The 24,723-nt window shown below is 58.0% G+C and carries 19 protein-coding genes, 1 pseudogene and 1 riboswitch; of the genes and pseudogenes, 3 read left to right on the top strand and 17 right to left on the bottom strand.

Features of this window, described 5'->3' with window-relative positions:
• Positions 1 to 929 precede the first annotated feature (929 nt).
• From fdxB to BRA1253DRAFT_RS28120, 12 genes and pseudogenes are all read right to left on the bottom strand, one after another.
• Positions 930 to 1,214 (bottom strand): ferredoxin III, nif-specific, encoded by a 285-nt coding sequence (fdxB, locus tag BRA1253DRAFT_RS28180; protein ID WP_007600024.1) that lies wholly within the window; start codon positions 1,212 to 1,214, stop codon positions 930 to 932.
• A gap of 13 nt (positions 1,215 to 1,227) precedes the next feature.
• Positions 1,228 to 1,428 carry a CCE_0567 family metalloprotein gene (locus tag BRA1253DRAFT_RS28175; RefSeq protein WP_007600023.1) on the bottom strand — a complete coding sequence of 67 codons (201 nt, stop codon included), beginning with the start codon at positions 1,426 to 1,428 and terminating at the stop codon, positions 1,228 to 1,230.
• Positions 1,429 to 1,435: 7 nt separating this feature from the next.
• Positions 1,436 to 1,906, bottom strand: a complete 471-nt coding sequence (locus BRA1253DRAFT_RS28170) for a NifX-associated nitrogen fixation protein (protein WP_035995434.1) — start codon at positions 1,904 to 1,906, stop codon at positions 1,436 to 1,438.
• A 15-nt stretch (positions 1,907 to 1,921) separates the two neighbouring features.
• Positions 1,922 to 2,311: pseudogene (nifX, locus tag BRA1253DRAFT_RS28165) on the bottom strand (nitrogen fixation protein NifX); the annotation flags it as partial.
• A 22-nt stretch (positions 2,312 to 2,333) separates the two neighbouring features.
• Positions 2,334 to 3,716, bottom strand: coding sequence for a nitrogenase iron-molybdenum cofactor biosynthesis protein NifN (gene nifN / locus BRA1253DRAFT_RS28160; protein ID WP_007600021.1), 1,383 nt, complete (start codon positions 3,714 to 3,716; stop codon positions 2,334 to 2,336).
• A gap of 5 nt (positions 3,717 to 3,721) precedes the next feature.
• Complete coding sequence (gene nifE, locus BRA1253DRAFT_RS28155; protein WP_007600015.1) at positions 3,722 to 5,365, bottom strand: nitrogenase iron-molybdenum cofactor biosynthesis protein NifE; 1,644 nt, start codon at positions 5,363 to 5,365, stop codon at positions 3,722 to 3,724.
• 115 nt (positions 5,366 to 5,480) lie between these two features.
• Positions 5,481 to 7,040, bottom strand: coding sequence for a nitrogenase molybdenum-iron protein subunit beta (gene nifK, locus BRA1253DRAFT_RS28150; RefSeq protein ID WP_007600014.1), 1,560 nt, complete (start codon positions 7,038 to 7,040; stop codon positions 5,481 to 5,483).
• An 81-nt stretch (positions 7,041 to 7,121) separates the two neighbouring features.
• The gene (gene nifD, locus BRA1253DRAFT_RS28145; protein ID WP_007600010.1) at positions 7,122 to 8,624 is read right to left on the bottom strand and encodes a nitrogenase molybdenum-iron protein alpha chain; all 1,503 of its coding nucleotides are present in this window, start codon (positions 8,622 to 8,624) and stop codon (positions 7,122 to 7,124) included.
• 1,526 nt (positions 8,625 to 10,150) lie between these two features.
• On the bottom strand, positions 10,151 to 10,615 hold the full coding sequence (locus BRA1253DRAFT_RS43770) for a hypothetical protein (RefSeq protein WP_157158626.1): 465 nt from the start codon (positions 10,613 to 10,615) through the stop codon (positions 10,151 to 10,153).
• Between the two features lie 345 nt (positions 10,616 to 10,960).
• Entirely contained in the window at positions 10,961 to 11,173 is a 213-nt protein-coding gene (locus BRA1253DRAFT_RS28130; protein WP_007600007.1) for a hypothetical protein, read from the bottom strand.
• Between the two features lie 22 nt (positions 11,174 to 11,195).
• Entirely contained in the window at positions 11,196 to 11,594 is a 399-nt protein-coding gene (locus BRA1253DRAFT_RS28125; protein WP_245285974.1) for a helix-turn-helix domain-containing protein, read from the bottom strand.
• A 202-nt stretch (positions 11,595 to 11,796) separates the two neighbouring features.
• Positions 11,797 to 12,243 carry a hypothetical protein gene (locus tag BRA1253DRAFT_RS28120; protein WP_157158625.1) on the bottom strand — a complete coding sequence of 149 codons (447 nt, stop codon included), beginning with the start codon at positions 12,241 to 12,243 and terminating at the stop codon, positions 11,797 to 11,799.
• 1,836 nt (positions 12,244 to 14,079) lie between these two features.
• On the opposite strand from BRA1253DRAFT_RS28120, the gene BRA1253DRAFT_RS45375 reads away from it, so the two are divergent.
• Positions 14,080 to 14,616, top strand: coding sequence for a cytochrome-c peroxidase (locus tag BRA1253DRAFT_RS45375; RefSeq protein WP_245285973.1), 537 nt, complete (start codon positions 14,080 to 14,082; stop codon positions 14,614 to 14,616).
• Positions 14,552 to 15,145 carry a cytochrome-c peroxidase gene (locus BRA1253DRAFT_RS45370; protein ID WP_371261338.1) on the top strand — a complete coding sequence of 198 codons (594 nt, stop codon included), beginning with the start codon at positions 14,552 to 14,554 and terminating at the stop codon, positions 15,143 to 15,145. Before BRA1253DRAFT_RS45375 ends, BRA1253DRAFT_RS45370 begins: the two co-directional genes overlap by 65 nt.
• A gap of 819 nt (positions 15,146 to 15,964) precedes the next feature.
• Here BRA1253DRAFT_RS45370 and metE read toward each other — a convergent pair.
• The 3 genes from metE to BRA1253DRAFT_RS28100 all read right to left on the bottom strand — a co-directional run bounded on the left by metE (position 15,965) and on the right by BRA1253DRAFT_RS28100 (position 21,366).
• A complete protein-coding gene (metE, locus tag BRA1253DRAFT_RS28110; RefSeq protein ID WP_007600002.1) occupies positions 15,965 to 18,280 on the bottom strand; it encodes a 5-methyltetrahydropteroyltriglutamate--homocysteine S-methyltransferase in 2,316 nt (771 codons plus the stop codon).
• Positions 18,281 to 18,378: 98 nt separating this feature from the next.
• Positions 18,379 to 18,579: riboswitch (cobalamin riboswitch) on the bottom strand.
• A 788-nt stretch (positions 18,580 to 19,367) separates the two neighbouring features.
• On the bottom strand, positions 19,368 to 19,571 hold the full coding sequence (locus BRA1253DRAFT_RS41835; RefSeq protein WP_007600001.1) for a 4Fe-4S binding protein: 204 nt from the start codon (positions 19,569 to 19,571) through the stop codon (positions 19,368 to 19,370).
• 580 nt (positions 19,572 to 20,151) lie between these two features.
• A complete protein-coding gene (locus tag BRA1253DRAFT_RS28100) occupies positions 20,152 to 21,366 on the bottom strand; it encodes an EAL domain-containing protein (protein ID WP_007600000.1) in 1,215 nt (404 codons plus the stop codon).
• A gap of 617 nt (positions 21,367 to 21,983) precedes the next feature.
• Between BRA1253DRAFT_RS28100 and BRA1253DRAFT_RS28095 the strand changes: the two genes are divergently transcribed.
• Positions 21,984 to 22,442 (top strand): GNAT family N-acetyltransferase, encoded by a 459-nt coding sequence (locus tag BRA1253DRAFT_RS28095; protein WP_245285971.1) that lies wholly within the window; start codon positions 21,984 to 21,986, stop codon positions 22,440 to 22,442.
• A 183-nt stretch (positions 22,443 to 22,625) separates the two neighbouring features.
• On the opposite strand, the gene BRA1253DRAFT_RS46260 is transcribed toward BRA1253DRAFT_RS28095, so the two are convergent.
• Together BRA1253DRAFT_RS46260 and BRA1253DRAFT_RS28090 are read right to left on the bottom strand one after the other, a co-directional pair.
• The gene (locus BRA1253DRAFT_RS46260) at positions 22,626 to 23,699 is read right to left on the bottom strand and encodes an SMP-30/gluconolactonase/LRE family protein (RefSeq protein WP_371261337.1); all 1,074 of its coding nucleotides are present in this window, start codon (positions 23,697 to 23,699) and stop codon (positions 22,626 to 22,628) included.
• Between the two features lie 167 nt (positions 23,700 to 23,866).
• Positions 23,867 to 24,694, bottom strand: a complete 828-nt coding sequence (locus tag BRA1253DRAFT_RS28090) for a citryl-CoA lyase (protein ID WP_007599998.1) — start codon at positions 24,692 to 24,694, stop codon at positions 23,867 to 23,869.
• Positions 24,695 to 24,723 lie beyond the last annotated feature (29 nt).

Here is a 24,723-nt window from a genome sequence, read left to right as displayed (position 1 = left end):
CCGTGCCAGGCGCTCCGCGCGCACTAAGCACATGAAAAAGCTTTGAGAAACATCCACACGCCCAATAGGTCCACTGTAGACTGACATGCTTTGCGTGAGCGTTAGATTTCGGGCACGCATCGCGCCCTTGCGGTCACCAAAACGCGAATGCGCATCCCCGAGCCGCGACGTAGGCTTCGCCGTAACGCTCGGCGGCGGGCTCAGGGCGCTGAGCGAGTTAAGGATCACCCCTTAACTGCAGCGCGATCTAGCCGGGGTGCCCAAGGCCGCTCACATCGCCTGCCGAGTGTCTGTTGATCTGGCGCAAAGGCGTAGACTGCGCGCGCAGCCCTGAACAAGGCGATGCTAGCCAGCCGACAGGCTACTCACGAGCATTTCTGCCGCACTGATGGGCGGTGACCTGTCCATTGATTGGCACGTGCATTGATCAGTTCGACCCAGCGCTCCCGTGTTATGCGGGTTGCCTTGGACGTGCGGTTCCGGACAATCTCAAATAGGGTGGCCGCGTACTGGCTGCTCCAACCTGGCTGGGGGCATGGTGGAGCAGAGTTAGCCGCGCGTACTCAATACAGTGAGAACGACGTGAAACCATGCAGAATTCGCAACCAAAGTCACCTAGCCCATCAACTCCTTGCGCCGCGGTTACTGTGGTCCGCGAGCACGAGACGGCGCGGTCGTGTCATTTGATCATTTGACCGATCCCCCCGAAGGACAGCCAATAGTCCATGTTCGGGCACGGTCAGCTCAGGAAAGCTGGGTTGGCGCCAACAGAGCAGGTTGGATGTCGCACGTTGGCGAATAGCAAATGAATCTCCGACTGGACTTCGATATTTAACATCGCACCGTAGATGTCGTCCGCTCGATACCGGATCTCCCGACTTGCCTTCATCTCTGGCAAAGCAGCCCTATTGATAGCGAAGAAAGTCGCTTCAACCCCGTGGCGCGTGCGTCTGACAGTTTGTTGGACACACCCGCGAGCAGGCGCTGCAGCCGATGCAAGCGCCTTCGTCATTCAGCACCATGATTTTTTTTTCGAGCTCATCGTCCTCCTCATCGAGATCGATGATTTGGCCAGCCTCGCTTAGCCCCTTCAGCGTCATGACCTCGCGGCCGCAAACCTTATAGCAGCGGCCGCAGCCGATGCACTTCTTGAGATCGATAGAAACCAGGTAATCCGGCTCCCAACTGCGGCCGTCTCGGGTCCTAAATGACATGGCTTGAGATCCGCTATGCTTTGTCTAGCGCTTGGAGATTTTGGCGCTTGCTTTCGAGCTCGCTGAAGGCAGCGTGGGCCTTCTGCGCCACACTCAGGATCGAGCACCAGTTGACCGGCAGCTCCTCGGAGAGGTCGTGGAGGTCCATCTTGGCTTGGGTCGCCTTCGCCGACAGCTTCTTTATTTCCGCTTTCAGCGCTTCAACATCGCTCATGCTTGCCTCAATAATTCGCCACTTCCGGGAACTTACGGATCATCTCAACGCCACTATTGACGAATTTGTCGCCTTGATCAGCGAGATCAGAGAAATGGTCGAAACCAAAGCGATGTACGTCGCGCAGCTGCTTGCTCACGACAACGAGCCGGCCGCCGATCAAGACGATCCGACCGAACCCTTCGTTGTGCATCTTCAGCATTGGGGAGATCATCACTCCGGTCGCCTTCTCGATCGAGAGCGCAACCGCGTGAAAGAACAGCTCCAGCCGCCATGTCGTCTCGGGGTCGGGATTGCCGACAATAGGCAGCGCACGGCGCTTGTGCTTGTCGAGTACGTAGGATTCGAGCAAATCGAGATCCTCCTTGCCCTCCCAGGCACCGTGGGAGTCCTGGGCGCGCCAGATCTTGACGAGCTCTTTCAGAAATGGCGGCTCCGCCGCCGCGGGGGCTGGAGTGACTTCGGACGTATCTCCCATCCTCGTTCCTTCAGTTTCGAAATCCACTGTACGTTCCGGGTCTTTGGCGAGCAGCTTCCGGAGCCAGGGCGGCGGCGAGCCCTTCAGCACGGTTTCGAGTTTGACGCAAAGTTCATCGATGGGCTCTGGTTGCAGCACCTTCATCGGATGGATCTTGCTCGCGACGACTCGTGCAGCACCCGAGCCGCCGATCGCCGCAACATAGAGGATTGCGCAGTCCCTGATCGCCTCGATCTTGGGCGCTAGCTTATCCTCATTGCCGTCTTCCGTGAGGTCACCACCGAACTGGATCGCCTCAATAAACCGATGCCCCTCCGGGCCGACCTCGTAGATCGCGATGTTCTTGGCCCAGCCGAAGTGCGCATCGACATGCTTCAAGTCCTGAGTGGCAAATGCAACTTTCATCCGTGTTGTTTTCTCTCCCTGCTCAATGCAACCGAGGCGAAACGACCTGCAGGCCAGAGTTGGTGAATCGCCAGCTGTCAGGCGTCGGCCGATGGTTGATCTCTCGGTCGGTGATAATGAGATTGGCGATGTCAAAGATCAGGTCGCGCGTGCCGCGATAACCAACCATTGTGAGGTGCGCAGCGCCAAGGCGATCGAACATGGGAAAGCCCACCCGGAAGAATGGAACATTGAGTCGCGAAGCCGCCTGGCGACCATGTGAATGGGACATCAAGAGGTCGCAGTCACGCGTCCTGGCAAGCTCTTCAAGATCCTCCAGATCGCCGATCAGGACGTCCTCGGTCCTGACTCGCTGCAGCACCGGTGAGTTCGTCGTCGTCACCGCAGCAGTGACCTGCGCCCCCATCTCATGGAGCGAGCTGGAGAGATCAAATAGCAAGTCCGGCTCGGCGCCGATCGCGAGCTTGCGGCCGCCGATATGGAAATGAGCATCCAGCATGGCGTCTGCCAGCTGTCCACGCTGCCGGCGATACTTCGAGGGTACTGACCGGCCGGTGATCTGGCTCAAGAACGCCATAAATTCGTCGTTTGGGATAAGGCCACAGAGCCGCTCGAATAGACGGAACGGCGCGCCTGTCCGCACCTGCATGGTCTCGGCCGCACGGCGCATTTGCGCGCCGATCGCGATCGTCCAGGCCACCTGCCCCATGGTCGCAATTTCGTCCACTCCAATCCCCCCGATCGTAGTCGGCGTGAATTCGTCGGGGATGTGGCCGTCCAGCGAACCTGCAAGGTCCGGCAGGAAGGAGGGCTTGAGACCGAAATCCTCAAAGATCGTGCGAAGCTCGTCGAGGTCGCCGGGCGTGAGGTGGCACCCAGGTAGCACGTTAACGCGGGACGCATCGCGCGGTCTCGCTGGGTCGAACGGAGTCACAAGCACCTCGATCATCCGCGCCACCGTCTTGCCCCAGCCATCCTGCAAGGCATCCTTGAAATCCGGAGTCGAGACGTAGACAAGGGGGAGCTTTTCGAGCTGCGGGTGCTTCTGTCGGATCAACCGGATGAAGGCTTCGACGTCATCGCCGTTGGTTTCGGTGACCCCAGTTGAATTGATGCCAATGATCTCGGGCTCGATGCGATTGTAGATGTTGAGGATTGCCTGTTCGAGATTCTCGTGGCCGCCGAGCACGGTCGCAACCTCGCTCATAGCAGTTGTCTGCATCGGCACGGCTTCATTGAAATGGCGCACGAACAGCGTCAGCCCAAAGGAGGCGCAACCTTGCGGGCCGTGCAAAAGCGGCATCGCGCCGCGCAACCCCATGAAGGCAAACGCGCCGCCGATCGGCTGACTCATCTTGAGCGGATTGACCGAACAGGCTTTCTTCGAGGTAGTGACGATCGCCATGTCCCCTACTCCGCCGCCTGCAGTGCCGCCGGCTGGAGATCGGAAGGAATGTCCTTACAAGCAATGCAACGCCCGCTGGAACTGGTGAACGGCTTGGTGGGCTCGCCGAGCTTCGGGCCATGCGGCGCAATCGCGCTCTCACCCTCGCTGGCCTCAGCTTGATTGGAAAAACTTATCGTCCTGACGCTGTTCCTGCTCGGGTCCCGAACTGGATCCGCGGCTTGCGCATGCATCTGCGCAGCCGTCCTTGCCTGAAGATTCCGGTCGAACTCATCCCATGGCGCGGCTTGGCGGAGCTGATCCCATATCGGATTGTAGAGCGCCTTCTCGATCTCCTCCATGAGCTTGAGAATCCCGACATAGCCCATATAGGCGTGGCAGCGCTCCTGGTTGATATCGAGCCACGGCATCGCCGCCTTTAGCGCGACGAATTGCGACTTGCCGCCCGAGAGCATGATATCGGCTTTTGCGTCCTTGAGCATCTTGTAGATCTCGCGAGGCGACATGTCCTCGATCATATGGGCGTCCTGGCCCATTAATTCCTTGATACGTTCCTTGTCCTTCTTGGTCGATTTCTTCACGGACGTGCCGACGATCTCGAGCCCGGCCTCCTGCAAGGCGGCCACCATCGACCAGGATTTCACACCGCCGGTGATGAGAACAACCCTCTTGCCGGCAAAGCGCGGCTTGAAACGTTCAATCGCAGCCCAGGCCTTGGTCTCTTCTCGTGCGATCAGGGCGTGCGTGCGTTCCATCAGCTCAGCCGGCGCACCACTCTCGATCAGCATGCGCGCGAGCTGGCGGAGTGAATCGCTGGTATCCTCAATACCGTAGAAGGAGCCTTCAAAAAACGGGATGCCGTAGCGCTGCCTCATCTTGCGTGCGACGTTGATCATTGCCCTTGAGCAAACCATCATCGCGGCTTTGGCTCGGTGCGAATAAGCGACCTCGCGATACTTGCCGTCCCCCGAGATGCACGACAGGATCCGAATTCCGAGCTCATCGAGCAGGGGCTTGACCTGCCAGAGCTCGCCGGACAGATTGTATTCGCCGATGATGTTGACATCATACGGCGTCGTGTAATCGGGCTCTCCGGTACCGATGACATGCTCCAGCAGTGCTTCGCCAGCAAGCTTGTTACCAAGATTCTTCGACCCGACAAATCCCGGTGAATTGATGGGAATGACCGGTTTGCCGAATTTGGCGGAGGCCGCCTTGCAGACCATATCGATGTCGTCACCGATCATTGCGGGCACGCATGTCTGGTAGACGAAGATGGCCTGCGGGTCGTATTTCTCTGTGATCTCCTTGACTGCCCTGTACAGCCGCTTCTCGCCGCCGAAGACGATATCGGTCTCGCTCATGTCTGTGGTGAAGCTTCTGCGCCACAGATCGGAGCCGGACGAGACCGAACCACGATTGTCCCAGGAATTGCCCTCACAGGCGATTGGACCATGCACAAGATGGGCGACATCGGTGAAGGGCTGCAGCGCGACTTTGGCGCCATCGAAGGCACATCCGCCGGCGGCGCCGCCCGGCTTGAGCTGCTTGGTGCAACCATTCTTACGCTCGACCTTCGACTTGCTCGCGTTCTTGGCGCAGCCCGGTTCGTTAAAGACGTCCTGTATGGTCGTGGGAAGCGAAGTCATGGTGTCTCTCTCGGGGATGTCAACACACCGCAGACCACAAGGATGGCCGGCGGACAACCTGTGATCCCCGCCGCAGCGCCGCTGTTTCTGCGGACGATGAGGCGGGGAGCTTGCCTTAGCGTATGATGTCGAAGCTGTAGTCTGTCTTGCCAACCGAGCTGGTCTTTCGATCGATCTCATCAAAGATCTTGTCGAGAATCTTGACCAGCACATTCATGCTCCCCTGATAGCCCCACACTGGATAACGATGGTGATGATGGCGATCGAAGATGGGAAAGCCGATGCGGATTAGCGGCGTTCCGGTGTCACGCTCGAGATACTTGCCGTAGGTGTTACCGATCAGGAAATCGACCGGCTCTGTGAACAGGAGCGATCGCATGTGCCAGAGATCCTTGCCTGGGAAGGCGCGGCAGTTTTTACCGAATGGCGAGCTCGCGAACAGCGCCTGCATCTTCAGCTCCCACGCCTTACTCGCGTTCGTCGACAGCACGTGGATCGGCTCAGCGCCGAGCTCCAGCAAGAATGCGGCCAGGCCATAGCAGAGGTCTGGATCGCCGTAGATCGCGAACTTCTTGCCGTGAACATGCGCGCTGGAGTCAGCCATTGCGTCTACCAGACGCCCACGCTCCTGCTCCAGTGCATTTGGAATTGCCTTGTTGGTGATACGCGACAGTGTCATCAGGAAATCGTCCGTGGCGCTGATGCCCAGCGGGTGATTGAAAGCGACGACCTCCTGATCGTGCCCTTTGATGAAGGACAACGTCTTCTCCGTGCAATATTGCTGCATGGAAATGGTTGCCTTGGCGTGGACGGCGTTCGCGGCATCCTTTAATGTAGTGCCCCCATCATACATGCGGAACTCGCCGTCCGTGGGGGTATCGAACACGTCACTGTTATCCGCGAGGATGGTGTAGCCGATGCCCATCAGCTCGAAGATACGCTTTATCTCACGGACATTCCCGACAGTGTAGCCGTCGAAGCCACCGATGAAGTTGATCGTGTTGTTCGCTTTGCGCTCGAGTTTTGGGGCCGTGCCGGCTTTGCCATCCCAGAAATGCTCGAGGATGCCCTTGAGCGTGTTGTCGTAGCCAGTAACGTGGCTGCCGACGAACGCAGGAGTGTGAGCGAATGGTACGTCGTAGTCCGCTGGGACTGAACCTTTTTCCTTTGATGTTTTGATGAAGGCATTGAGATCGTCGCCGATGACTTCCGCCATGCAGGTCGTGGCGACCGCGATCATCTTCGGCTTGTACATGTTATAGCTGTTGGCAAGCCCGTCGGTAAGATTGTTAAGCCCGCCGAACACGGCCGCGTCTTCCGTCATGGACGAGGAGACGCACGAGGTCGGCTCCTTGAAGTGCCGTGACAGATGGCTGCGATAATACGCGACGCAGCCCTGTGAGCCGTGGACGAACGGCAGTGTGCGCTCGAACCCGAGGGCGGCGAACACCGCACCCAGCGGCTGGCAAGCCTTCGCCGGATTAACGGTTAGCGCCTCGCGGGCGAAGTTCTTCTCGCGGTACTCGGATGTCTTGGACCATTCTTTGATGCGATCGACGTCGGCGGGATCATGCGGATTCTCAAATAGCGCCTTCTTCTTGGCCAGCATCTGCTGGTATTCGTCTCCCCGGAAAAGCTCAGAGTGGTCGAGTATGTGTTCGGCGTTCTGTGTCATCATGGCACTCTTTGGGTTCTTGCGTTCGTTCTCCTGCCATTCCCCTCCTCTGCGGAAAGAAACGGCCCGGGCTCGGCCTTCCTATTCCGCTGCCATGAGGCTCGGCTGCGGAGCGTCCTTCCAAGGCGCGGTGGTCTTCCCCCAGATCGGGGAGTTAATCGCCATGTCCATGTCGCGGGCGAAGATCGCGAAGCCGTCATAGCCGTGGTAAGGACCCGAGTAGTCCCAGGAATGCATTTGGCGGAACGGCACGCCCATTTTTTGGAAGACGTATTTTTCCTTGATACCGGAGCCGACCAGGTCTGGCCGGATCTTTTCGACGAAGCGCTCGAATTCGTAGCCGGTGACATCGTCGTAGATCAGCGTGCCATCTTTGACGTAGTGCTGGGCGGTGCGTTGGTAGTCATCGTTATGCCCGAACTCATAGCCCGTGCCGACAACATCCATGCCGAGGTCCTCATAGGCGCCGATGACGTGGCGAGGACGTAAGCCGCCGACGAACAGCATTACCGTCTTGCCTTCAAGCCGCGGCCGGTATTTCGCGGTCACAGCATCGACAAGCGGTTGATATTTCGCGATGACGCGTTCGGCGCCTTGCTTGATCTTGTCATCGAAGAAGCTTGCAATTTTTCGCAGCGACTCCGCGATTTTGGAAGGACCGAAGAAGTTGTACTCGCACCAGGGAATCCCGAATTTTTCCTCCATGTGCCGTGAGATGTAGTTCATCGAGCGATAGCAATGCAGTATGTTGAGCTTTGCCTTCGGCGTCGCCTCCAATTCAGCGAGAGATCCATCCCCGGACCACTGGGCGATTACGCGTAGGCCCATTTCTTCCAGCAGGATTCGTGACGACCATGCGTCGCCGCCGATGTTGTAGTCGCCGATGATCGCAACATCATATGGCGTCGGTTCAAATTTAGGGCTGGTCTCTGGGGCGCTCTTGTCAAAGATCCAATCCCGAACGGCGTCGTTCGCGATGTGATGGCCGAGCGATTGCGACACGCCACGGAAGCCCTCGCACCGCACAGGCACGATGGTTTTGCCGCCATATTCCTTCGACTTTTCTCGGGAGACCGCCTCGATATCGTCACCGATCAAGCCAATCGGACATTCGGACTGAATGGTGATGCCCCTGTTGAGAGGAAATAGCTCCTGGAGCTCATCGATGAGTTTCGTGACCTTTTTATCGCCGCCGAACACGATGTCCTTCTCCTGAAAATCGGAGGTGAACTGCAGTGTCACGAACGTGTCGATGCCGGTCGTCCCGACGTAGTAGTTGCGCCGCGAGCCCCACGAGTACTGACCGCAGCCGACCGGACCGTGGCTGATGTGGATCATGTCCTTGATGGGTCCCCAGACCACGCCCTTGGAGCCCGCATAGGCGCAGCCGCGGATGGTCATCACGCCGGGAATGGACTTGATATTCGACTTGACGCCACAATCCGACTTCCCCGCCTCGTGAACACTGAGATGCTTGGCGCGCCTTTTGGCGGTCTTCTCGGGGTAGACCGTCAACACCTCATCGATTAGCTGCTTGTTGCGCGCCTTGATCTCTGCAACGCTTTGGGTAGGTGCTCGGCTCATACAGGTTTCCTTTTCGATTGTGGTCTCAACAAGAAGCGACGCTTTTGCGGTCGACCGACGGATTTCCGATCCGGCGTTCAGGTAAGCGTGCAATCTGCGTGGGCGGTCCTACCGATCGCAACTTCGCGACGTTCATGCCGCAGCGGTCGTTCACGATCATGTAGCTCATCTCGGCTGAGCGGTTAGGAGCGCCATGTGTGACGCTGTCTATCGATGACCAAGACGCTTCTCGGTGAAGTCATGCCTGCTCTCCAGCGGTTGGTCATATCGGCTTCTTTATTCACTCGCGTGCGATCACGGGGCATGTCCCTGTGCATGGGATGCAAAGGACTAACAGCCGCCTCCTGCGCAGGGGTCTGCAACGAGTGTGCCAGCGCCGGTTGAATAAAAAAAGCAACGTTTATAGAGCTAGATAGCTGCCGGATGCGGATTGTTATAAACCTGACCCTCTCTGCCACCAACAAGCGTAGCCGCAACGCCCTGTCTGAAACAAAACAATCGGATACGCTCTGCACCAGCGGCGTGGCTGGAGTCTGGCCGCGCCGACGTCACTCCAATGCGCAGCCTTGCTTCGTACGCGCCGATCCAACGATCGCAAACACCATCCGTTCGAAGCGGATTTCAGCGCGGTTAGATGTGCCCATCGTGCTCGCGATCCCACCCCCAGCAAGAATCGCATCGAGCGCTCCACCACCTGCTGCAGATGTCTCCACAAGAACTCAGTTGCCCAGCAGCAGTCCTCTCCCATTTCCGCATGGTCTCTCGCTCCGACGTTCTTTTATTTGATACTGCGGAGAGGCGCGCTCGGAGGGGCGAACAGCTGACGCCGTGGAGAGCACGTAAGCTGATCAATTCCCAAGCAGCGCGGTAGGTTAAACTCCGCAAACGGTCACCCTGGGCTTGCCCGGATTTGAACTTGCCGGCTACGACACAGGGCGCTTCCGCATCAAACAATCTGCAGCTTTTGCGTTCGGCGTAGTTCGACAAAGGGGAACATCGGATTCTGACGCGTCAGACAGTTTGAGCGAATTCACGGAAAGGCCGGCAGCTTCGCAAGTGTCGGCAGTCGAGATAAGGCAGGTCGAATGCGGACCACTGGTCGATTTATCCTTTCTCGTTCCAGGACAGGATCGAAATTCCTTACGCTTACCTCCGTTGCGTGGTGTATCAATCGCCATTGAAACCAGTTTTGCTAACGCGCTCCGCCAGCCTTTTTGCAGAACAGCGCGCCGATGGTCCCCTTGAACGGTATTTTTCTTGCCCAGGTAATTTATGGTAAAAAGGGCCAAGACCTCGGACCGAAGTGCTCAGGTGCGGATTTCACGCATTACAACGTTCGTAAATTGGTGCATCACCACTGTTCCGGCGGTAATAGCGCTTGGGTTCATGGGACTTGCGCTCAAGGACATACCCATCACGGCGCTGTCGAATGCAAATCCTGAGATTATCCAGGTTGCCATTCTGAGCGTTTATATTTCGTGCTGGGCTTACGGGACCAGCATCGACACGAAAATCCAGGGTGGAATCTATGCGGACGACCCACAGGGAGGACGTGTCCGGACCGGATCAATTGCTGCTGTCGCCTTTCTCGCGGTTGTTTCAGTCATTTTGCGTCCTGAATGAGATGGAGGAGAAGTTGACGTTAGAACCGGCCATCGGGCGTGAGGGATCCCGAAAGCCCAGGGGTCGGCGCCGGCGTTCTTCAAGATGATCAGCTTCGGCTTCCGTGACGGACCCTGTTCGTCGATGCCGCGCTTCGCGAGGAATATGAACGGCTCCACTTCGAAAATCGACGCCGCCACAGATCGGTTACTTGCCGCATTGAAGCTCGAGGGAGGGACGAAGAAAGTATCGCCCAATCGCTCATCTTGAACATCACCGAGCACCGGCAGTTCGGGATCGGACTCATCGCTGCCATCGTCGCGCTTTCCGCTTTGATCCGCATGTCCGTTGGACTGGTTGGAATGATTCCACTTGGTACCTTCTGCCAACCATCATCGCCTTCTAGGTTCGGCATCACTACGCCTGGGGCCATCCTGAACCTCGTCTTTGGCTTGACCGCGCTCAGCTAAATTGATTCTCCGTGTCAGTGCCGATTGTCCTCGAAATCCGCATTGGACGCCATGTCACGGCATTCGGTACTTGGGCTGGCGAAGACTCCAGCCGGGATCCCGCTCTAACGATGTCTGCCCTCTGGATGGAAGATGCCCGTCATGCAAGCGGAGATCATCTCCTCCGAATCGGTCGCTCTGCCTCGCGCGCCTTTCGCTTCTGTAGGGACGAGTTGGCTGCTGCACTAAGCCGCCGCGTCGGTTCACGACCTAGCGTTAGACCCGTTAATCTTCCCTTTTGAGCTTCTCGCGCTCCTGCTGAAGCGCTTCGGTCTCTCGGGCGACCTCGCGTCCTTCGCCCAGTTGTTCCTGGAAACGCTGGCGGGCCTCGGCGAGAACAGCGGGGGCGAAGGATTCAGTCAGCCGAATCTCGATTGCAGATTGGGCACTGCAGGGTGAGTTCATGGGCCCTTTTGCCGCCGTCGGGTTAGATGTCATGAACCCTCCATTTCGGCAGCTCTTAGGCCCGAATAAACGTGATCCGGCCCCCTTCGCCACGCTTCCGATGTGGCTTTATCTTTATTTCGACGTCCTGATCGAACACCGCCAGCATGCGCAGCAGCTTCTCCACGGAAACCAACTTGGACTGCCCTTGAAGCAGCTTGGAGATGTTGGACTGCTTCACGCCGACGAGCTTCGCGGCTTCGGTCTGAGTGATCTCCCGCTCCGCCATCAACCGCTTCAGTGTACAATGAGGGCTGCCTTGAGTTGGTACTCGTCCGCGTTCGGGAGGCGGTTGGCGGGCAACTTCTTCCTCGTGCTCATGATCGGGCTGCGTTTGTTCCGTGTTGATAGCTTCCGCGTCGCGCAGGCGCTGCCATGCGAGGCCAGATCGTCCCATATGCGGATCGGCGGCCAAAAGAGCTGCTGATCGGACCGCGTGAAGGTCAATTTGAACGCTCTACCGCGCTCGAGTGCCTTCGGAGTTTTGGCTTAACTTGTTGCGGGTGTGCTCGTCTTGGGGGACGGCATATATCGGCCGGGGACCACATATGTGTGTGCTTAAGAGTATGGACAGTATTCGTGTGCACGCGCCTGCGGAATTCAGCGTAAGACACGCGTCACTTCCATAGAAGAGATTCTGGCCAGTCTGTGAACTCCAACTCGAAGCTACGTAGGCCGGTGGGTTTTGTCGTGAATTTAAGAGTCTTCCCTGAAAGGTCGGCCAATGAACCAGATGCGAATGTGAAAACTGTCGTGCCGGAAGTTGCGACCCCAATGCCTTGCTCGCCTTCCATGCTAGAGAAGTCGGTCGCCTCGGAGAGTTGCCCAAGTGCAACTCCCTCCAGCGCGTGGTGAAATTCCATGGAGGCCAAGTATGTCCCTTTGTCAGCAGCCCACTCGCTGACCGACACTGCTGTGATCCCCGCGTCGGTCAAGAGACCACCTTCGATCCGGCAGCCATATTGAACGGTGAGAATAATCCGCTCATTCCGAACTCCGGCCGGCTCTCGATCGGCGGCAGTGATCGTGCACGCGTACCGCCTTGTTTCCGCAACCGCCCCCATGCCTAGCCCGATCCACTCGAGAGCGGAACATAGTACAAAAGCGAGAGCGGGTCTTATCATTCGACTGCACCTGATCTGAAAAATCGTTCCCTGCTCTGTACAATCTGACGCTACGGGCGATTCAAGCTCCTTCGATCGCTCTGCCGGATCAACGTTACTCAGGTGACTGCGGTGTCGCAGAAGCGAGGCGAGCGGTATCCCCCGGCAGTGCCCTTGGATGGGGCCGGAACGATTTCATTATCGATGCGCAGCGGGCAGCACGTCGGTGAACCAAGGCTATGGGCCGAGCTTTTCAGGTCGGCGGCGGCCATGAGGGGCGCGACGGCCCGCGGCGCCGGAGCGCTACATTCCTGACCCAGGCGCAGGCGCTCTGTGAGCGGACGCTATTTAACGCGGAATGCTCCCGCGGCACAGGTCCCGAAATTTTGCTTCACAATCTCAATGTAAAAGGAAATGTGGCCGAGACGAGCCGTTCAAAGGCAGACTGCCGCTCAAGCAGACGCTCTTCGAGCATCTTACGCTGGAGATCATCTAGCTCGCTTTGAAGCCTACTGCGACAACGCCAAATGTCATTCCGTACAGATCTGATCTCATTCAAGCGCTCGTCAATCGAAGCCATCACGGATACCGTATCCAACTTAAACCAGCCATGGACGAGTGCTCAATCACGTCCTTCCTCGCTAACACGCCGATAGATCTCAGGACTTGGGCCATCCGCGGACATGATGTCACGATCTCCTCCCAACGTGTCCTCTTGTATCGGCGTCTTTCAACGCAAGAGCACGAAGTAGCGGTTGCTCCTGCAGAAGTTCAGCTAATCGCCCTCAGCCCGCAAGATTTCAAAAGCTAGCAGCAGCCCGTGAGTGGGCCGACTAGGTAATCCAACCAACACCCGCCGGATCAGGGGTCAGGCCGGTCCCTGTCGAATTGGAGTAGCGATTAATCGGACGGTCGCACCGTCAAACTCTGGGCAGCCGCGCCTTTCAGACTTGAGCACGGCAATTGCCATGCCAGCGAACCTCAGGTGGAATTGAAACAAGCCATGTTCGGTTCTGAGGCTCGTCCTTACAAACGAGCCGGGCTTCGTGGTGACGGCGCGCCAGAGCGGCCTGGATATAAGTCGGAGAGGCTTCAGTCGGCTGGGCTCGGCGAAATCGTGAACGATGCGCACCGCCGGGCGCCTCTCAGTGTCTCGCCCAGCTGCGTAGGTCTTGTTACCGCCGTTCCCGCGTGCGGCCGGCAAGCTGGCAAGCGAACTTCACCACAAGCATCTGCGATCACCTCTAGCCGGGCCTGGCGCCTTGTAGCATCTGTGACACTGAATGTAGTGATCACACCAAGACATCAGACTTTGTTTGTTCGTCCGGACCCGTTCTACAACTAAATCAGCAACTTGCATCTCGGACGCAACTGGCATCGCAGTTGCTAATTGTCCAATGACACCGTGAGCGCTGAGCGCGGCCAGCGGAGTAAGACGGATACATCAACTTTGCGGGAGCGTATTGGCCAGCCAATCGCTCGATGGATCACCGATGCGGCCACCGGACAGCTTCCTGCTTGCAACACACTTGTTGTTGTCAGATCGACCATCACGCCGAACGTTGAGGCGCTAGGCTGAACCAACAGAAAGGCCGCGATCTAAGCTCAAAGCGAACTCGCGATCACGTAAGCCCCTCAAGCCCGTGCGTGAACGCCGGCGGCCAGCTGCAAAGTCGCACATTTTGATGCAGCCTCGCTTCAGATGATCCGCTGCATGCTGCGCCGGACCGTCGAGGAACGCGTGGCATCGCTTTCGACGGTTTCCTCGTTTAACAATCAGAACTAATGAGGCGGTGTATGAACATGTCAATCCCGGAGCTTCGGCTTGTCGCTGAAGCATCTATTTTAGCTATTGGGCTGCTGATGTCGTCAGGAGCTAACGCCGGCGATGATCTGATGAGAAACGCCAAGCAGATCTTCCATCCAATCCCCTCGGTCATTCCTGCAGTAAAAGACAATCCGGTGACGCATGGAAAGGTCGAGCTTGGCAAGATGCTGTTCTTCGATCCGCGGCTATCGGCGAGCGGAATCATTAGCTGCAATACGTGCCACAATCTCGGCACCGGCGGAGTCGATGCCGGTCCGACCTCCGTTGGTCACGGCTGGAAGGTCGGCCTGCGCCGGGCCCCAACTGTCTACAACGCAGTGTTCAATGCGGCGCAATTTTGGGACGGACGCGCCGCGGACCTCAAGGCAAGCCACCGGCCCTGTGCAGGCGAGTGCCGAAATGAATGCGACTCCAGATCATGTGCTCGGTCTCTTGAACTCAATGCCCGGCTATGTCGTCTTGTTCAACAACGCTTTTCCGAACGAAGCGAGACCGGTCACCTTTGAAAATTTTGCGAAGGCGATCGAGGCTTTTGAAGCGACTCTCATTACACCTGCGGCTCCATTCGATCAGTATCTGGAGGGCAATACACATGCTCTCGATGATCAGCAGAAGTCAGGGTTGGCACTGTTTATGGCGAAGGGATGTTCCTCTTGCCACAATGGTATCAATCTCGGTGGACAGGCCTACTTCCCGTTCGGCGTGATGAAAAAGCCGGACGCCAGCGTGCTTCCGGACGCCGATAAGGGTCGGTTTGCGGTCACCAGGGCGGTCGGCGACGAATATGTCTTCCGCGCGGCGCCATTGCGAAACGTCGCGTTGCGAGCCCCTTACTTTCATTCGGGACAGGTTTGGAGCCTGAAGCAAGCTGTTGCCCTGATGAGTGAAATCCAGCTCGGCACCAAGCTTAGCGATAGAGAGGAAAACGACATTATCTCATTTCTGAATTCGCTGACCGGTCGGCTGCCTAAGATCGAATATCCGATACTGCCGACGCGCACCAACACGACACCAAAGCCTTCAATAGACAGATAGCCTTAGCAGCACCGGCCCTCATGCCCTGCCGAACAGCAACAGATGCGCTCCAAGAACCCGGGGTCCCGCAATGACGCCAAAATGAATGATCCCCTGCTGTCACTGATAAGCAGGCACATAAAAAGCCGCCCGGCCTCAATGCGAGGCCGGGCGAAAGTCACGCGGGAGCGACGCTGCTTTCCGCATCGTTCCAGCTTTCGTCGGTAGGGAGGACTACCGGCGATCGACTTACGACGAGGGCACTCGCCGTCAAACAACAAGAAGCGGATATCGCTCTGCACAACTTAGCGAGCCGCTTGCCTTCCGCTCCTGTCGTAAACTTCAGGACTTGCTCACCACTTGCCAGCTGTCCGGTTGGCACGGGCAGCGCCTTGACGGAGCTGGGATCCATCGCGCAGGCGGTTTGACTGCCGAGCCCTGAAACAACCGTCAGTTTGCCGTCACGCGCCAGTATTTTGGCACCGCCGAATACCAGCAAATCTTCCCGAAGACCGCGCGAAGGCGCAAATTAGGTATGAAATTCCGCAAGGGCGGTAAAATAGATTGTTGTGATGGGACGCATCCATGGGATGGATAAATGAAGCGATAGGATCGTGGTTCGCGTCGAGCGCAAGTGACTGGGAATATGTCACCTAATCGGTATGGCCGGCATGCGGTCGTCCGCCGGATTCGAGCTTGTCGCCGCTGTATGCGATCGCCTCCGCCGGGGCAAACCGGCATTCGTAGGCGCTGGAAACTTTGGAAGCTCGCAAGGTTATCGCGAGCTCCCAAAGCGCGTTCATCTTATTCACAGATAGGTTGGCGACACGCTCCGTACGATCATGCCTCGGCCCGCAACTCGCGTGCGGCGGCCACCATATTGACGAGCGCGGGACGCACCTCCTCCCATCTTCGAGTTTTCAGTCCGCAGTCGGGATTGATCCAGAGCTGCCGATCGGAAACCCGCTGCCGCGCCAACACAATCAGCTGCTTGATCTCGGCTGCTGCGGGAATGCGCGGTGAATGAATGTCATAGACGCCCGGCCCGATTTCATTAGGATATTTGTAGCTCTTGAAAGCGTCGAGCAATTCCATTTTGGAGCGCGACGCCTCGATTGAAATGACGTCGGCATCCATTGCTGCGATCGCATCGATGATTTCGTTGAACTCGGAATAGCACATGTGCGTATGGATCTGAGTTCCGTCAGCGACAGCGGAGGAGCAAACACGGAAACTGTCCACTGCCCAATCTAGATAGTCCTTCCAGTGCGATTTGCGCAGTGGCAATCCCTCCCGCAACGCAGCCTCGTCGATCTGGATCATGGTCGCTCCAGCCGCCTCAAGGTCGATGACCTCGTCTCGGATCGCGAGAGCGATCTGTCGGCATGTCTCGCTCCGCGGGATGTCGTCACGGACAAACGACCAGTTCAGGATCGTCACCGGTCCGGTCAGCATAGCCTTGACGGGTTTTTTGGTCAGAGACTGCGCATGTCGCCACCATTTAACGGTCATGGGCTTCGGGCGGGAGACATCTCCAAACAGGATAGGAGGACGAACGCACCGCGAGCCATAAGACTGAACCCAGCCGTGCTTGGTGAATGCGAAACCCAACAGCTGCTCGCCAAAGTATTGAACCATGTCATTGCGCTCGAACTCACCGTGTACGAGCACGTCCAGGCCGATATCTTCCTGCCAATGCACGGTATGGGCTGTCTCCGCTTTCAGAAGCTGCTCGTACTGCGTGTCATTCAGCGCTCCCCGCGCATGAGCTGCACGCGCATTGCGGACGTCCGCCGTTTGCGGGAAAGATCCGATGGTTGTGGTTGGAAACATCGGCAATGCGAAGGCGACGCGCTGGACGTCGGCGCGCTGGGTGAACGCACTGCGACGGCGACGCATGCTATCGTCGATCGCGGCCATTCGTCCGGCGACGTTCGCACTGTGGATCTTCGGCGATGTTTCGCGGGTGACGGATGCATCCTCTGAGAGCGTGAGTTCATCGGCCACGTCGGCAGCATGGCCAGCCAGCGCTTTGCCCAATATCGAAAGTTCCTTGATCTTCTGCACTGAGAACGCCAACCACGTCTTCAGATTGGGATCGAGATCGATCTCTAGTTCAATATCGGTCGGAACATGAAGCAGCGAGCAGGAGGGGGCAATCTGAACACGGTCCCTGCCCAGTTTTTTGACCATAGGAGCAAGTTGGTCGAGTAGCGCCGGCAGATTAGAGCGCCACACGTTGCGACCATCAACGACACCGAGCGAGACCACTAGATCTCTACCTGCTCTGGCGACAATCGCGTCCAACTGGTCAGGTGCACGAACCAGGTCGACATGAACCCCGGCAACGGGCAAGGCCAATACTGTTTCAAGATTGTCGCCGACAGCCCCGAAGTATGTGGCCAGCATGATTTTAAGCGCCGGCACGGCCTTAGCGAAATGAGCATAGGCCCGGCGGACAGCGGCCCGAGATGCTTCGTCGACGTCCATCACTAGGCATGGCTCGTCGAGCTGAACCCATTCAGCGCCGCGCGAGGCTAGTTCGCGGAGAACATCGACATAGACGGGGAGGAGTCGATCAAGCAGCGACAGCGGATTGAATGCGGGATTTACGCTTTTGCCGAGCTTCAGGAAAGTGACTGGGCCCACTAGGACGGGCCGCGTCTGATAACCGAGGCTTCTTGCCTCCTCATATTCCTCGATCGGCTTCCGAGAGGCATACTTAAAGATCTGATCCTGGTGAAATTCCGGCACCATGTAGTGATAGTTCGTATCGAACCACTTCGTCATCTCCTGTGCGGCTACGCCGGGCCCATGCTGAGCGTGACCACCGTCTTGAGCGCCACGCGCCATGGTGAAGTAGGTTTTGAGCGACACAGGACCTTCGTTCCAGCCGTAAACGTCGGGAATGGCGCCGACCATTAGGCTGGTATCGAGCACATGGTCGTAGAGCGAGAAGTCATTCGAAGGAATGACGGTCGCACCGCGGGATTTTTGCCGTGCCCAATTAGCGGCACGAAGTCCACTCCCCGCCTCGAGGAGCTCGGCTTCGCTAGATTTTCCCGCCCAGTAGCTCTCGAGCGCGAATTTGAGTTCGCGTCGTGGGCCGATGCGTGACGTCCCCAGTGTGGCAACGGGAAGCGAAAGGATTGACATAGCTTAGACCCCATGTTGGGGCAAAGGCCATGGCGGACGCAGACAGCGAACATCGCGTGAGCGACAACTGCTTGGCGCACACCGGGACGCCCCGCCCGTGGACGATATCTTGTCGAGGCAGGTCTCCTGGCTCACGGGTCGTCGCTGCTGTCCGGCCTTCCCGAAGCCGCATGGCTTCAGTGACTTCGTTGGACAGCGGCTCGCCGCTTACAGTTGCGGGGGCAGCGCCGGCATTGCACCGGCTTCCCTCTTAGCTCCGGATCAAACGAAATCCGGAGACCGCGACGGCTTGAATTATGCGCACGAGGATCGATGCGTCAACCTACCGATTCTCGCTGCGATATTGCCCAAGCGATTACGAGCGCACTAGGCAGGTAAGACGGTCTTGCTCGCGGCCTAGTGAACACGCCCGGATCTGTGGAGGCTCCGCTTTTGAAATGCATTCGCTCCCTGCTCGCGTAACGGTTGAGCTCCACCACCGGAACGAACCCGGGCGGCTTTCGGTATCTGTGTGATCGCGAGGAGGCGACCTTTTCCGTCAGCAACTTTTCGAACCTGCGCGTCAGGAAGGTGCGATCATCCTCGGCCGGCATCCGTTTGGTCACAGCCCACGAGGCTCCCTAGAAATTTCGAAAGCCGGATTGCTCCAGGACCGAACGGATGATCAGGTCGGCTCCTTGGTGTTCGGCGGGCCCGCGACCAGGCACGAGGTCGTCCGCCTCCGTGAGGTTGGCCAAGATGATCTTCTCGGTGCACTAGGTGTTCACGTGCTCAGCGACTTTTGCGCCGGCTTCGATGCGTCCGTGGCCGCTCGACGCCGGGTCTGCCTCGCCTCGACTCGCCGCCAGTGACGATAGGCCGTAACGCGGCCACTGAGCATCGAGGGCCTTGTCCTTGTTCGTGACAAATTCGACGGTGTCCTCCGACAGAGCCCTTTGAGGGGTTCCTCGGCGTCGCTCAGCGTCTTAAGCTGATAACGATGTTAATCGACCTCGATGCGCCCCATGCGGTCGTGGTCTCCTCAAGGTCCCACATCTACAACTTCGTTCGCGAAATCGAGCGATGAGGCCTTTTGGTCGCGGGCTGCCTATCCTGTCTTGGACGGGACACAGGTGTCAGGGACCGGACAGACCACCGCGCATTGCGGCGTGTCGCAATGGCCCTCGCACTCCGTACATTTTTTGGCATCGATAACGTAAATGTCACGCTTCAGACTGATCGCCGCGTTGGGACACTCGAACTCACATGCGCCACAAACGGTGCATTGCGAAGCGACGATCTTGTAAGCCATGCCTTCCGACTCCTTAGGCGAGCGATGCCATGGGCGATCCCTTTCAAATGCCGTGCCAAACGCAGACGCGCTCAATGTTGGGCAATTTGCCCAATTCGGCTGTCCCGGGTCTGAGACCATGTTGCGTCTGCGACAGCAACAGGTCGCTTCAATTTCAGGCTACGAGCTATCGGGCCCTCTTGCGAGAGTCAGTCGCGACTTGACGCTGGAAGCGTCCGTCGGTTTGTTTGGCACGTCAGCGCGGGGGCAAGCGAGGCTGACGCTTCCTCCACCGGCGGCGACAAAAACCCGCGAACGGACGCAGGTCTACGTCGGATCTCGGCAAACCTCCGGTCACACACCCCGACTGGAGGTTTGTGCAAGCCTCGCTCATGGCTGCAACGCTAGCTGCGCGGAGGACTCGCTGGAGGCTTGCCAAAACGGGCTTGTGGTATAACAAGCTTCGGAGGGAAATGAAGTGCTGCGGGACGAGCGACACTGGCCTTGCAGACCGACTGAATTGCGCTCAGCCTCATGCCTGGTGCCGAGTAGGCATGGCGGTGCTCGCGAGCGTCGCTTGGCCGCACTCAGCCACTCACAACTATTTTGGACGAGCTGGAGCAGGGTTGAAAGATGACTGTGCAAATTGCTTCAGTGGCATGGCTTTTCCGAACAGATGGCCCTGCGCAAGGTCGAAGCCGAGTTCGGCCACAGCGATTAGGTCAGCCTGGCTCTCCACACCTTCGGCGACGGTGCGCACATTGTACTCTTTGGCTAGATCGACGATATGGCGGCACACCGTTCGCTTGAGGGGCCCATTCGCGCAGCCGCCGACGAACTGACGATCTACTTTCAATTTCATGAACGGGAATTTTGTCATCCCCATCAGCTGCGGCCAATTGGCACCGACATTGTCGATTGCAAGGCCAATGTTGTGAAAGCGAACCTCACGCGCAACCTCGACCAGGAGATCTAGGTTCTGGATCGCTTCCACGCTCTCGATTTCAATCGTCAAACCGCCGAAAGCGGCGTGCGACGGCATGCGCCGACAGAGATCGCGTACCGCCTGCGGGTCAATCAGGAATGCTGCCGGGAGATTGATGGAGAGATCGATCGAAGTTTGCTGCTCCAGAAGATACTGCCAATCCTTGATCGCGCGGTCGATCACGAACTGCGACAAGTTCCTAAAATGCGGATCGTGAGATTCCGGGATGAAATAGGCCGGTGGAACAACGCCCCAGGTCGGGTGCCGCATTCGCACATGAGCCTCGGCGCCGCGGCGGCTAAGGGTACACGCGTCAAACTTCGGCTCATACCAGAGCTCAAGCCAGCCAGCGTGTAAGGCTTCTCCGACATGGACCGCGGGACGGGGCGCCGGCTCTCTTGGCAAGAGCATGCCGATCCGATCGCGCAACGTCTCGGCTGCAAACGGCGCCCTGAGCGGCGGCAGCATAGCAAGTCCATATTCACTACCGACCTGCTGCACTGCCGCCATGATGATCGACTCGCGCGCTCCGAACGCCAGCACTCGGCCTGCAAACTCTTCGCATACCAGTATCTCGAGCAATCGTCCAGGCTCGATGCGGTCCGAGCCAATGCCGAGCAGGATCAGATCAGGGAACTCCGTGCGGAGTACGTGCGGCAACTCGTCAGCAGTCCTGCATTCGCTGATAACAAACCCCATATCCTCCAGCACATCCCGTAGAAAGGCGCGCAGATGCCGCTTGCCGACGGCCAGGCACGCCCGCGGTCGCACCTTACGTTGCCCGAAGATCACAGGTTTCCCTCCGACCAGTTCGGCCTGCCCATGTTCCATCGCAACCACTCCTGTTCCGTGACGGTGCCTTAAACGAGGAGCGAAGGTCCAAACAAGCTGTGCTTCCCGATATCTTTCGATTGTTCGAGATAAGCTTAAGATAGTGCATTGGTGTGCAAAATCTTTCGCCATCTTGCTCAGACGATTTTATCGGACGCACGCGTATGATACCTGTCGCGCTTCGCTCAAGTACGAGTGACGCACGCGAGGTGGGAATCTCTCCTTCGCACGCACCGAGCTGACGCTCTATGGCGCTGCGATCATCGTGGCGCACGATTTATTGAAGCGAGTAGTTCGTGAGCGACGATCGGCAATCACTCTTACGAATGTTTGATCGGCATGACCGGCGTGTGCCGTGATATGTTTTCCAATCGAAGGCAGTCCATCATGAGTTCGCAGCTGCTCAAGCCGCAGTCGATTCTGAGAACGGCAATGGCTTGCAATTACCTCAGCTCTGTTGCCTATAGCGAGTGTGGACGTGCTGCTTCCTACCGAGCCTGATAGTTGCTCTCAATTGCGTTTTCTGTATCCTCCTGAGCATGAATTTCCCCCAGAGGGCCAGGTCGGGTGTTCGTGTTGGTGCTGAAGGGCAAGGCACGTCCAGCGCGGGCACGGCTTTGCGCAAGAGCGTGCCAGGAGATGAGAACGCGGTCGCAAAAGCGGTCGAAGAGCTACTTTCCGAGTTAGGTGGCCCCGGACCGGAGTTCAGCCTTCAAGGCGCGAAGCAGGCGGCGTTGCGCCTGATTCAGGATCCCGAACAGGGCTTCATTTTTGTCGTTGAGGAACAAGGCACCGGGCAGATTGTAGGGGTAGCTAGCATCTCGGCCGTACAGGCCGTGAGAGCAGCCGGAGCGTACGGCGTGCTTCAGGAGCTATGGATTTCTCGTGACTTCCGGAGCTCTGACTGCGGTCGGCATCTGCTCGAGGCGGTAGATTCGGAGGCGAAGCGACGCGGCTGGCAGATGATTGAGGTTACGTTGCCTCCGGATGGTTATCCGGCCCTAGAACGGGTACGCCACTTCTACGAGGAGAGGGGCTATCGGGTTGGAGGATTGCGCGCGCGCAAGAGGCTCTGACAGTAGTACGACCTCTGCGCCACACACTTAAAGCGCTCTGGGCTAGCGTGCTATCGGTAAAGTCCTTCAAGCAGTAAATCCTGGGCTTGTTGCTTCTCAAAACGAACGCTTCACGCGTGCGTCGCGGCCAAGCATGATCGAGAACCTTGACGCTGATGCGGTGCTGACTCCCACCGCGAGCGGTTACCTCTTCGGCCTTCTTGGCGAGAACGTTCGAAAATATCGGCGATCAATCATTCTGCGTTGTGGGAAGCGATACCGCGACCCGCCCGACCAAAAGGCGACAGGTCGGCGGCGCCCGTTCCGGGCGGAGCCCGACCCAGCATTACAAATCCTTCTTTTGCGCTTCCCATGCAGTGCGATTACCGGCTCTGGTTTGAGATCACCGCACACAAACGCCATCCATTCGTCACCAATTACATTCTCTCGGCGACTGGCTAGCCAGTCGTCTACCACACTCATTCCTGCAGCTTGGTGCGGCGGACCGGCGCGTGAAAAGATTCCGCACCACCTTGCCACGCCTGCTGGCGAATTTCGAGGAAGGTGAGCGAGATCAGCCATCACACTGATCCGGTAGAAGATTCCGTAATGAGCAATGCGCCGAGTGCCGCGTCCAATACGACATTCGTGCAGCTTCCACCCTGCGCAGGACTGGATGCAAGCGGACCGCTTTCGCCGTTTGGCCCCACCGAAGACGTGGCCGAGGGAATCATGCGCGACAAAGAGCCTCCCTTTTTGATCGACCGTCAGTCCGTCAGGACCGCTCGTCGCGAAGAACCAGCTGAATCGTCCGACTTTCCCCACGCCATCACGCATCAGCGGTACGCGCCAGATGCAATTGTCGCGCGTCATTGCAACGTACATTACGGTCTCGTCCGGACTGAGCACCAGGCCATTCGGGCCCGGGCCATTAGAAATCAAGCAGTCGATCCGGCCGTCAGGGCACAGTCGAAATGCCCGGCCGGTACGATCGTGCAATCCAGTCTGGCCCTGATTGGTGAAAGAGATGTCGCGTTTGGTCGCGATATGCAGGTCGTTGCAGCCTCTGAAGGACTCGGAATTGCGGTGGCCCAGCAACGGCCGGATGGTCCCTCTCTGTCGATCGAGCTCCAGGAGACCGTTGATATAGTCGGACACGAGCACCCGGCCGTCCGGAGCAACCTTCAGACGTTCGGCCAGCCGTCGTATTCGATGATCAAAGACCAGACGCCCTCCGGTGAAATCCGGAAATGCGGCCGAAGGGGATCTCGACGACATAGAGATTCCCGGACTGGTCGAACGACGGTCCCTCGATGAAACAATCTACTGGATATGCCCCGCGGTTCGCGTCTGCCCATTCCGAAGAAACACCCGGGCGACGAAACTCCGCCGGCATCGACGAGAACACGCTGGTCTCCATCAGCTTGGGCGGGTTTTCGAGATGCTTATGATGCGCCTTCCAGCCTGCGACGCGGCTGGCCCTCGTATTTGTAGCCGAACTGCTTGGGCATTGGGCCCTTGTTGCGATCGTTGCGCCCAGTTTGCTCCCAGGCGTGAGCCAGGATTCCGACCGCGCGCGACAAGCAGAAGATCCCCCGCGCGAGCGGAGAGGCGAAGCCCAGTTCGCCGTAAATGACCGCCGTCGCGCCATCGATGTTCATCGGAATGAGCTTGCTCTTGCGCTGTTGCATCACCCGCTCGATCGCGCGAGCGGCCTTGGCATAATCGCCGCCGACACTGCCCTCGTCAGCTGCGGCATCCACCAGCGCCAATAGCGGGGCCGCGCGCGGGTCGACTGGATGAAACCGGTGGCCGAAGCCCGGCAGATATTTGCTGCGGGTTGCGGTGAAATGGTCGATTGCAGCGCCAGCGGCCTGCTCGATCTCTCGCCCTTGGCGCCGTCGCAGCACATCCTCGTAGAGTTCGATAGCCTGCTCCCCTGCTCCGCCATGCACGTCATCGAGCGTGTTGATTGCCGAGGCCATTGCGCCATTCAGGGGCAGGCCGCAGCTCACCGCCATTTGGGCAATTGCAATGGAGGGCGCGTGCGGACCGTGGTCAACGGATCCAACCAGCGCAGCTTGCAGCAGCTGCTCCTGTGCTGGCGTCGGCAGATTGCCACGCAACATCAGCCAGATCATGGCGGGAAAGGAAACGCGGCCTATCAAATCTTCAATTGGATAACCCCGATAGGCGATGCGACCTGGCGCGATATCGCAAATGGAGGTTCGCCACCAACTGGCCGCTTGCTGTCTCAGTTCTTCTTCGCTCATTTCCAGTTCCGTCCTTTCAACCTGCCGAT

The organism is Bradyrhizobium sp. WSM1253 (genome assembly GCF_000244935.1).
Classification (GTDB): Bacteria; Pseudomonadota; Alphaproteobacteria; order Rhizobiales; family Xanthobacteraceae; genus Bradyrhizobium; species Bradyrhizobium canariense.
This window is presented reverse-complemented; position numbering and strand designations above follow the sequence as displayed.

Bases quoted from the DNA above. Each gene is read 5' to 3' on its own strand.
- nifK (WP_007600014.1), bottom strand. From the start codon at position 7,040: ATGACACAGAACGCCGAACACATACTCGACCACTCTGAGCTTTTCCGG.
- nifD (WP_007600010.1), bottom strand. From the start codon at position 8,624: ATGAGCCGAGCACCTACCCAAAGCGTTGCAGAGATCAAGGCGCGCAAC.
- BRA1253DRAFT_RS45370 (WP_371261338.1), top strand. From the start codon at position 14,552: ATGCCCGGCTATGTCGTCTTGTTCAACAACGCTTTTCCGAACGAAGCG.
- BRA1253DRAFT_RS28120 (WP_157158625.1), bottom strand. From the start codon at position 12,243: ATGGGGGCGGTTGCGGAAACAAGGCGGTACGCGTGCACGATCACTGCC.
- BRA1253DRAFT_RS41835 (WP_007600001.1), bottom strand. From the start codon at position 19,571: ATGGCTTACAAGATCGTCGCTTCGCAATGCACCGTTTGTGGCGCATGT.
- metE (WP_007600002.1), bottom strand. From the start codon at position 18,280: ATGTCAATCCTTTCGCTTCCCGTTGCCACACTGGGGACGTCACGCATC.
- nifE (WP_007600015.1), bottom strand. From the start codon at position 5,365: ATGACTTCGCTTCCCACGACCATACAGGACGTCTTTAACGAACCGGGC.
- nifN (WP_007600021.1), bottom strand. From the start codon at position 3,716: ATGGCGATCGTCACTACCTCGAAGAAAGCCTGTTCGGTCAATCCGCTC.
- fdxB (WP_007600024.1), bottom strand. From the start codon at position 1,214: ATGTCATTTAGGACCCGAGACGGCCGCAGTTGGGAGCCGGATTACCTG.
- BRA1253DRAFT_RS46260 (WP_371261337.1), bottom strand. From the start codon at position 23,699: ATGTCGTCGAGATCCCCTTCGGCCGCATTTCCGGATTTCACCGGAGGG.
- BRA1253DRAFT_RS28090 (WP_007599998.1), bottom strand. From the start codon at position 24,694: ATGAGCGAAGAAGAACTGAGACAGCAAGCGGCCAGTTGGTGGCGAACC.
- BRA1253DRAFT_RS28175 (WP_007600023.1), bottom strand. From the start codon at position 1,428: ATGAGCGATGTTGAAGCGCTGAAAGCGGAAATAAAGAAGCTGTCGGCG.
- BRA1253DRAFT_RS45375 (WP_245285973.1), top strand. From the start codon at position 14,080: ATGAACATGTCAATCCCGGAGCTTCGGCTTGTCGCTGAAGCATCTATT.
- BRA1253DRAFT_RS28130 (WP_007600007.1), bottom strand. From the start codon at position 11,173: ATGACATCTAACCCGACGGCGGCAAAAGGGCCCATGAACTCACCCTGC.
- BRA1253DRAFT_RS28100 (WP_007600000.1), bottom strand. From the start codon at position 21,366: ATGGAACATGGGCAGGCCGAACTGGTCGGAGGGAAACCTGTGATCTTC.
- BRA1253DRAFT_RS28170 (WP_035995434.1), bottom strand. From the start codon at position 1,906: ATGGGAGATACGTCCGAAGTCACTCCAGCCCCCGCGGCGGCGGAGCCG.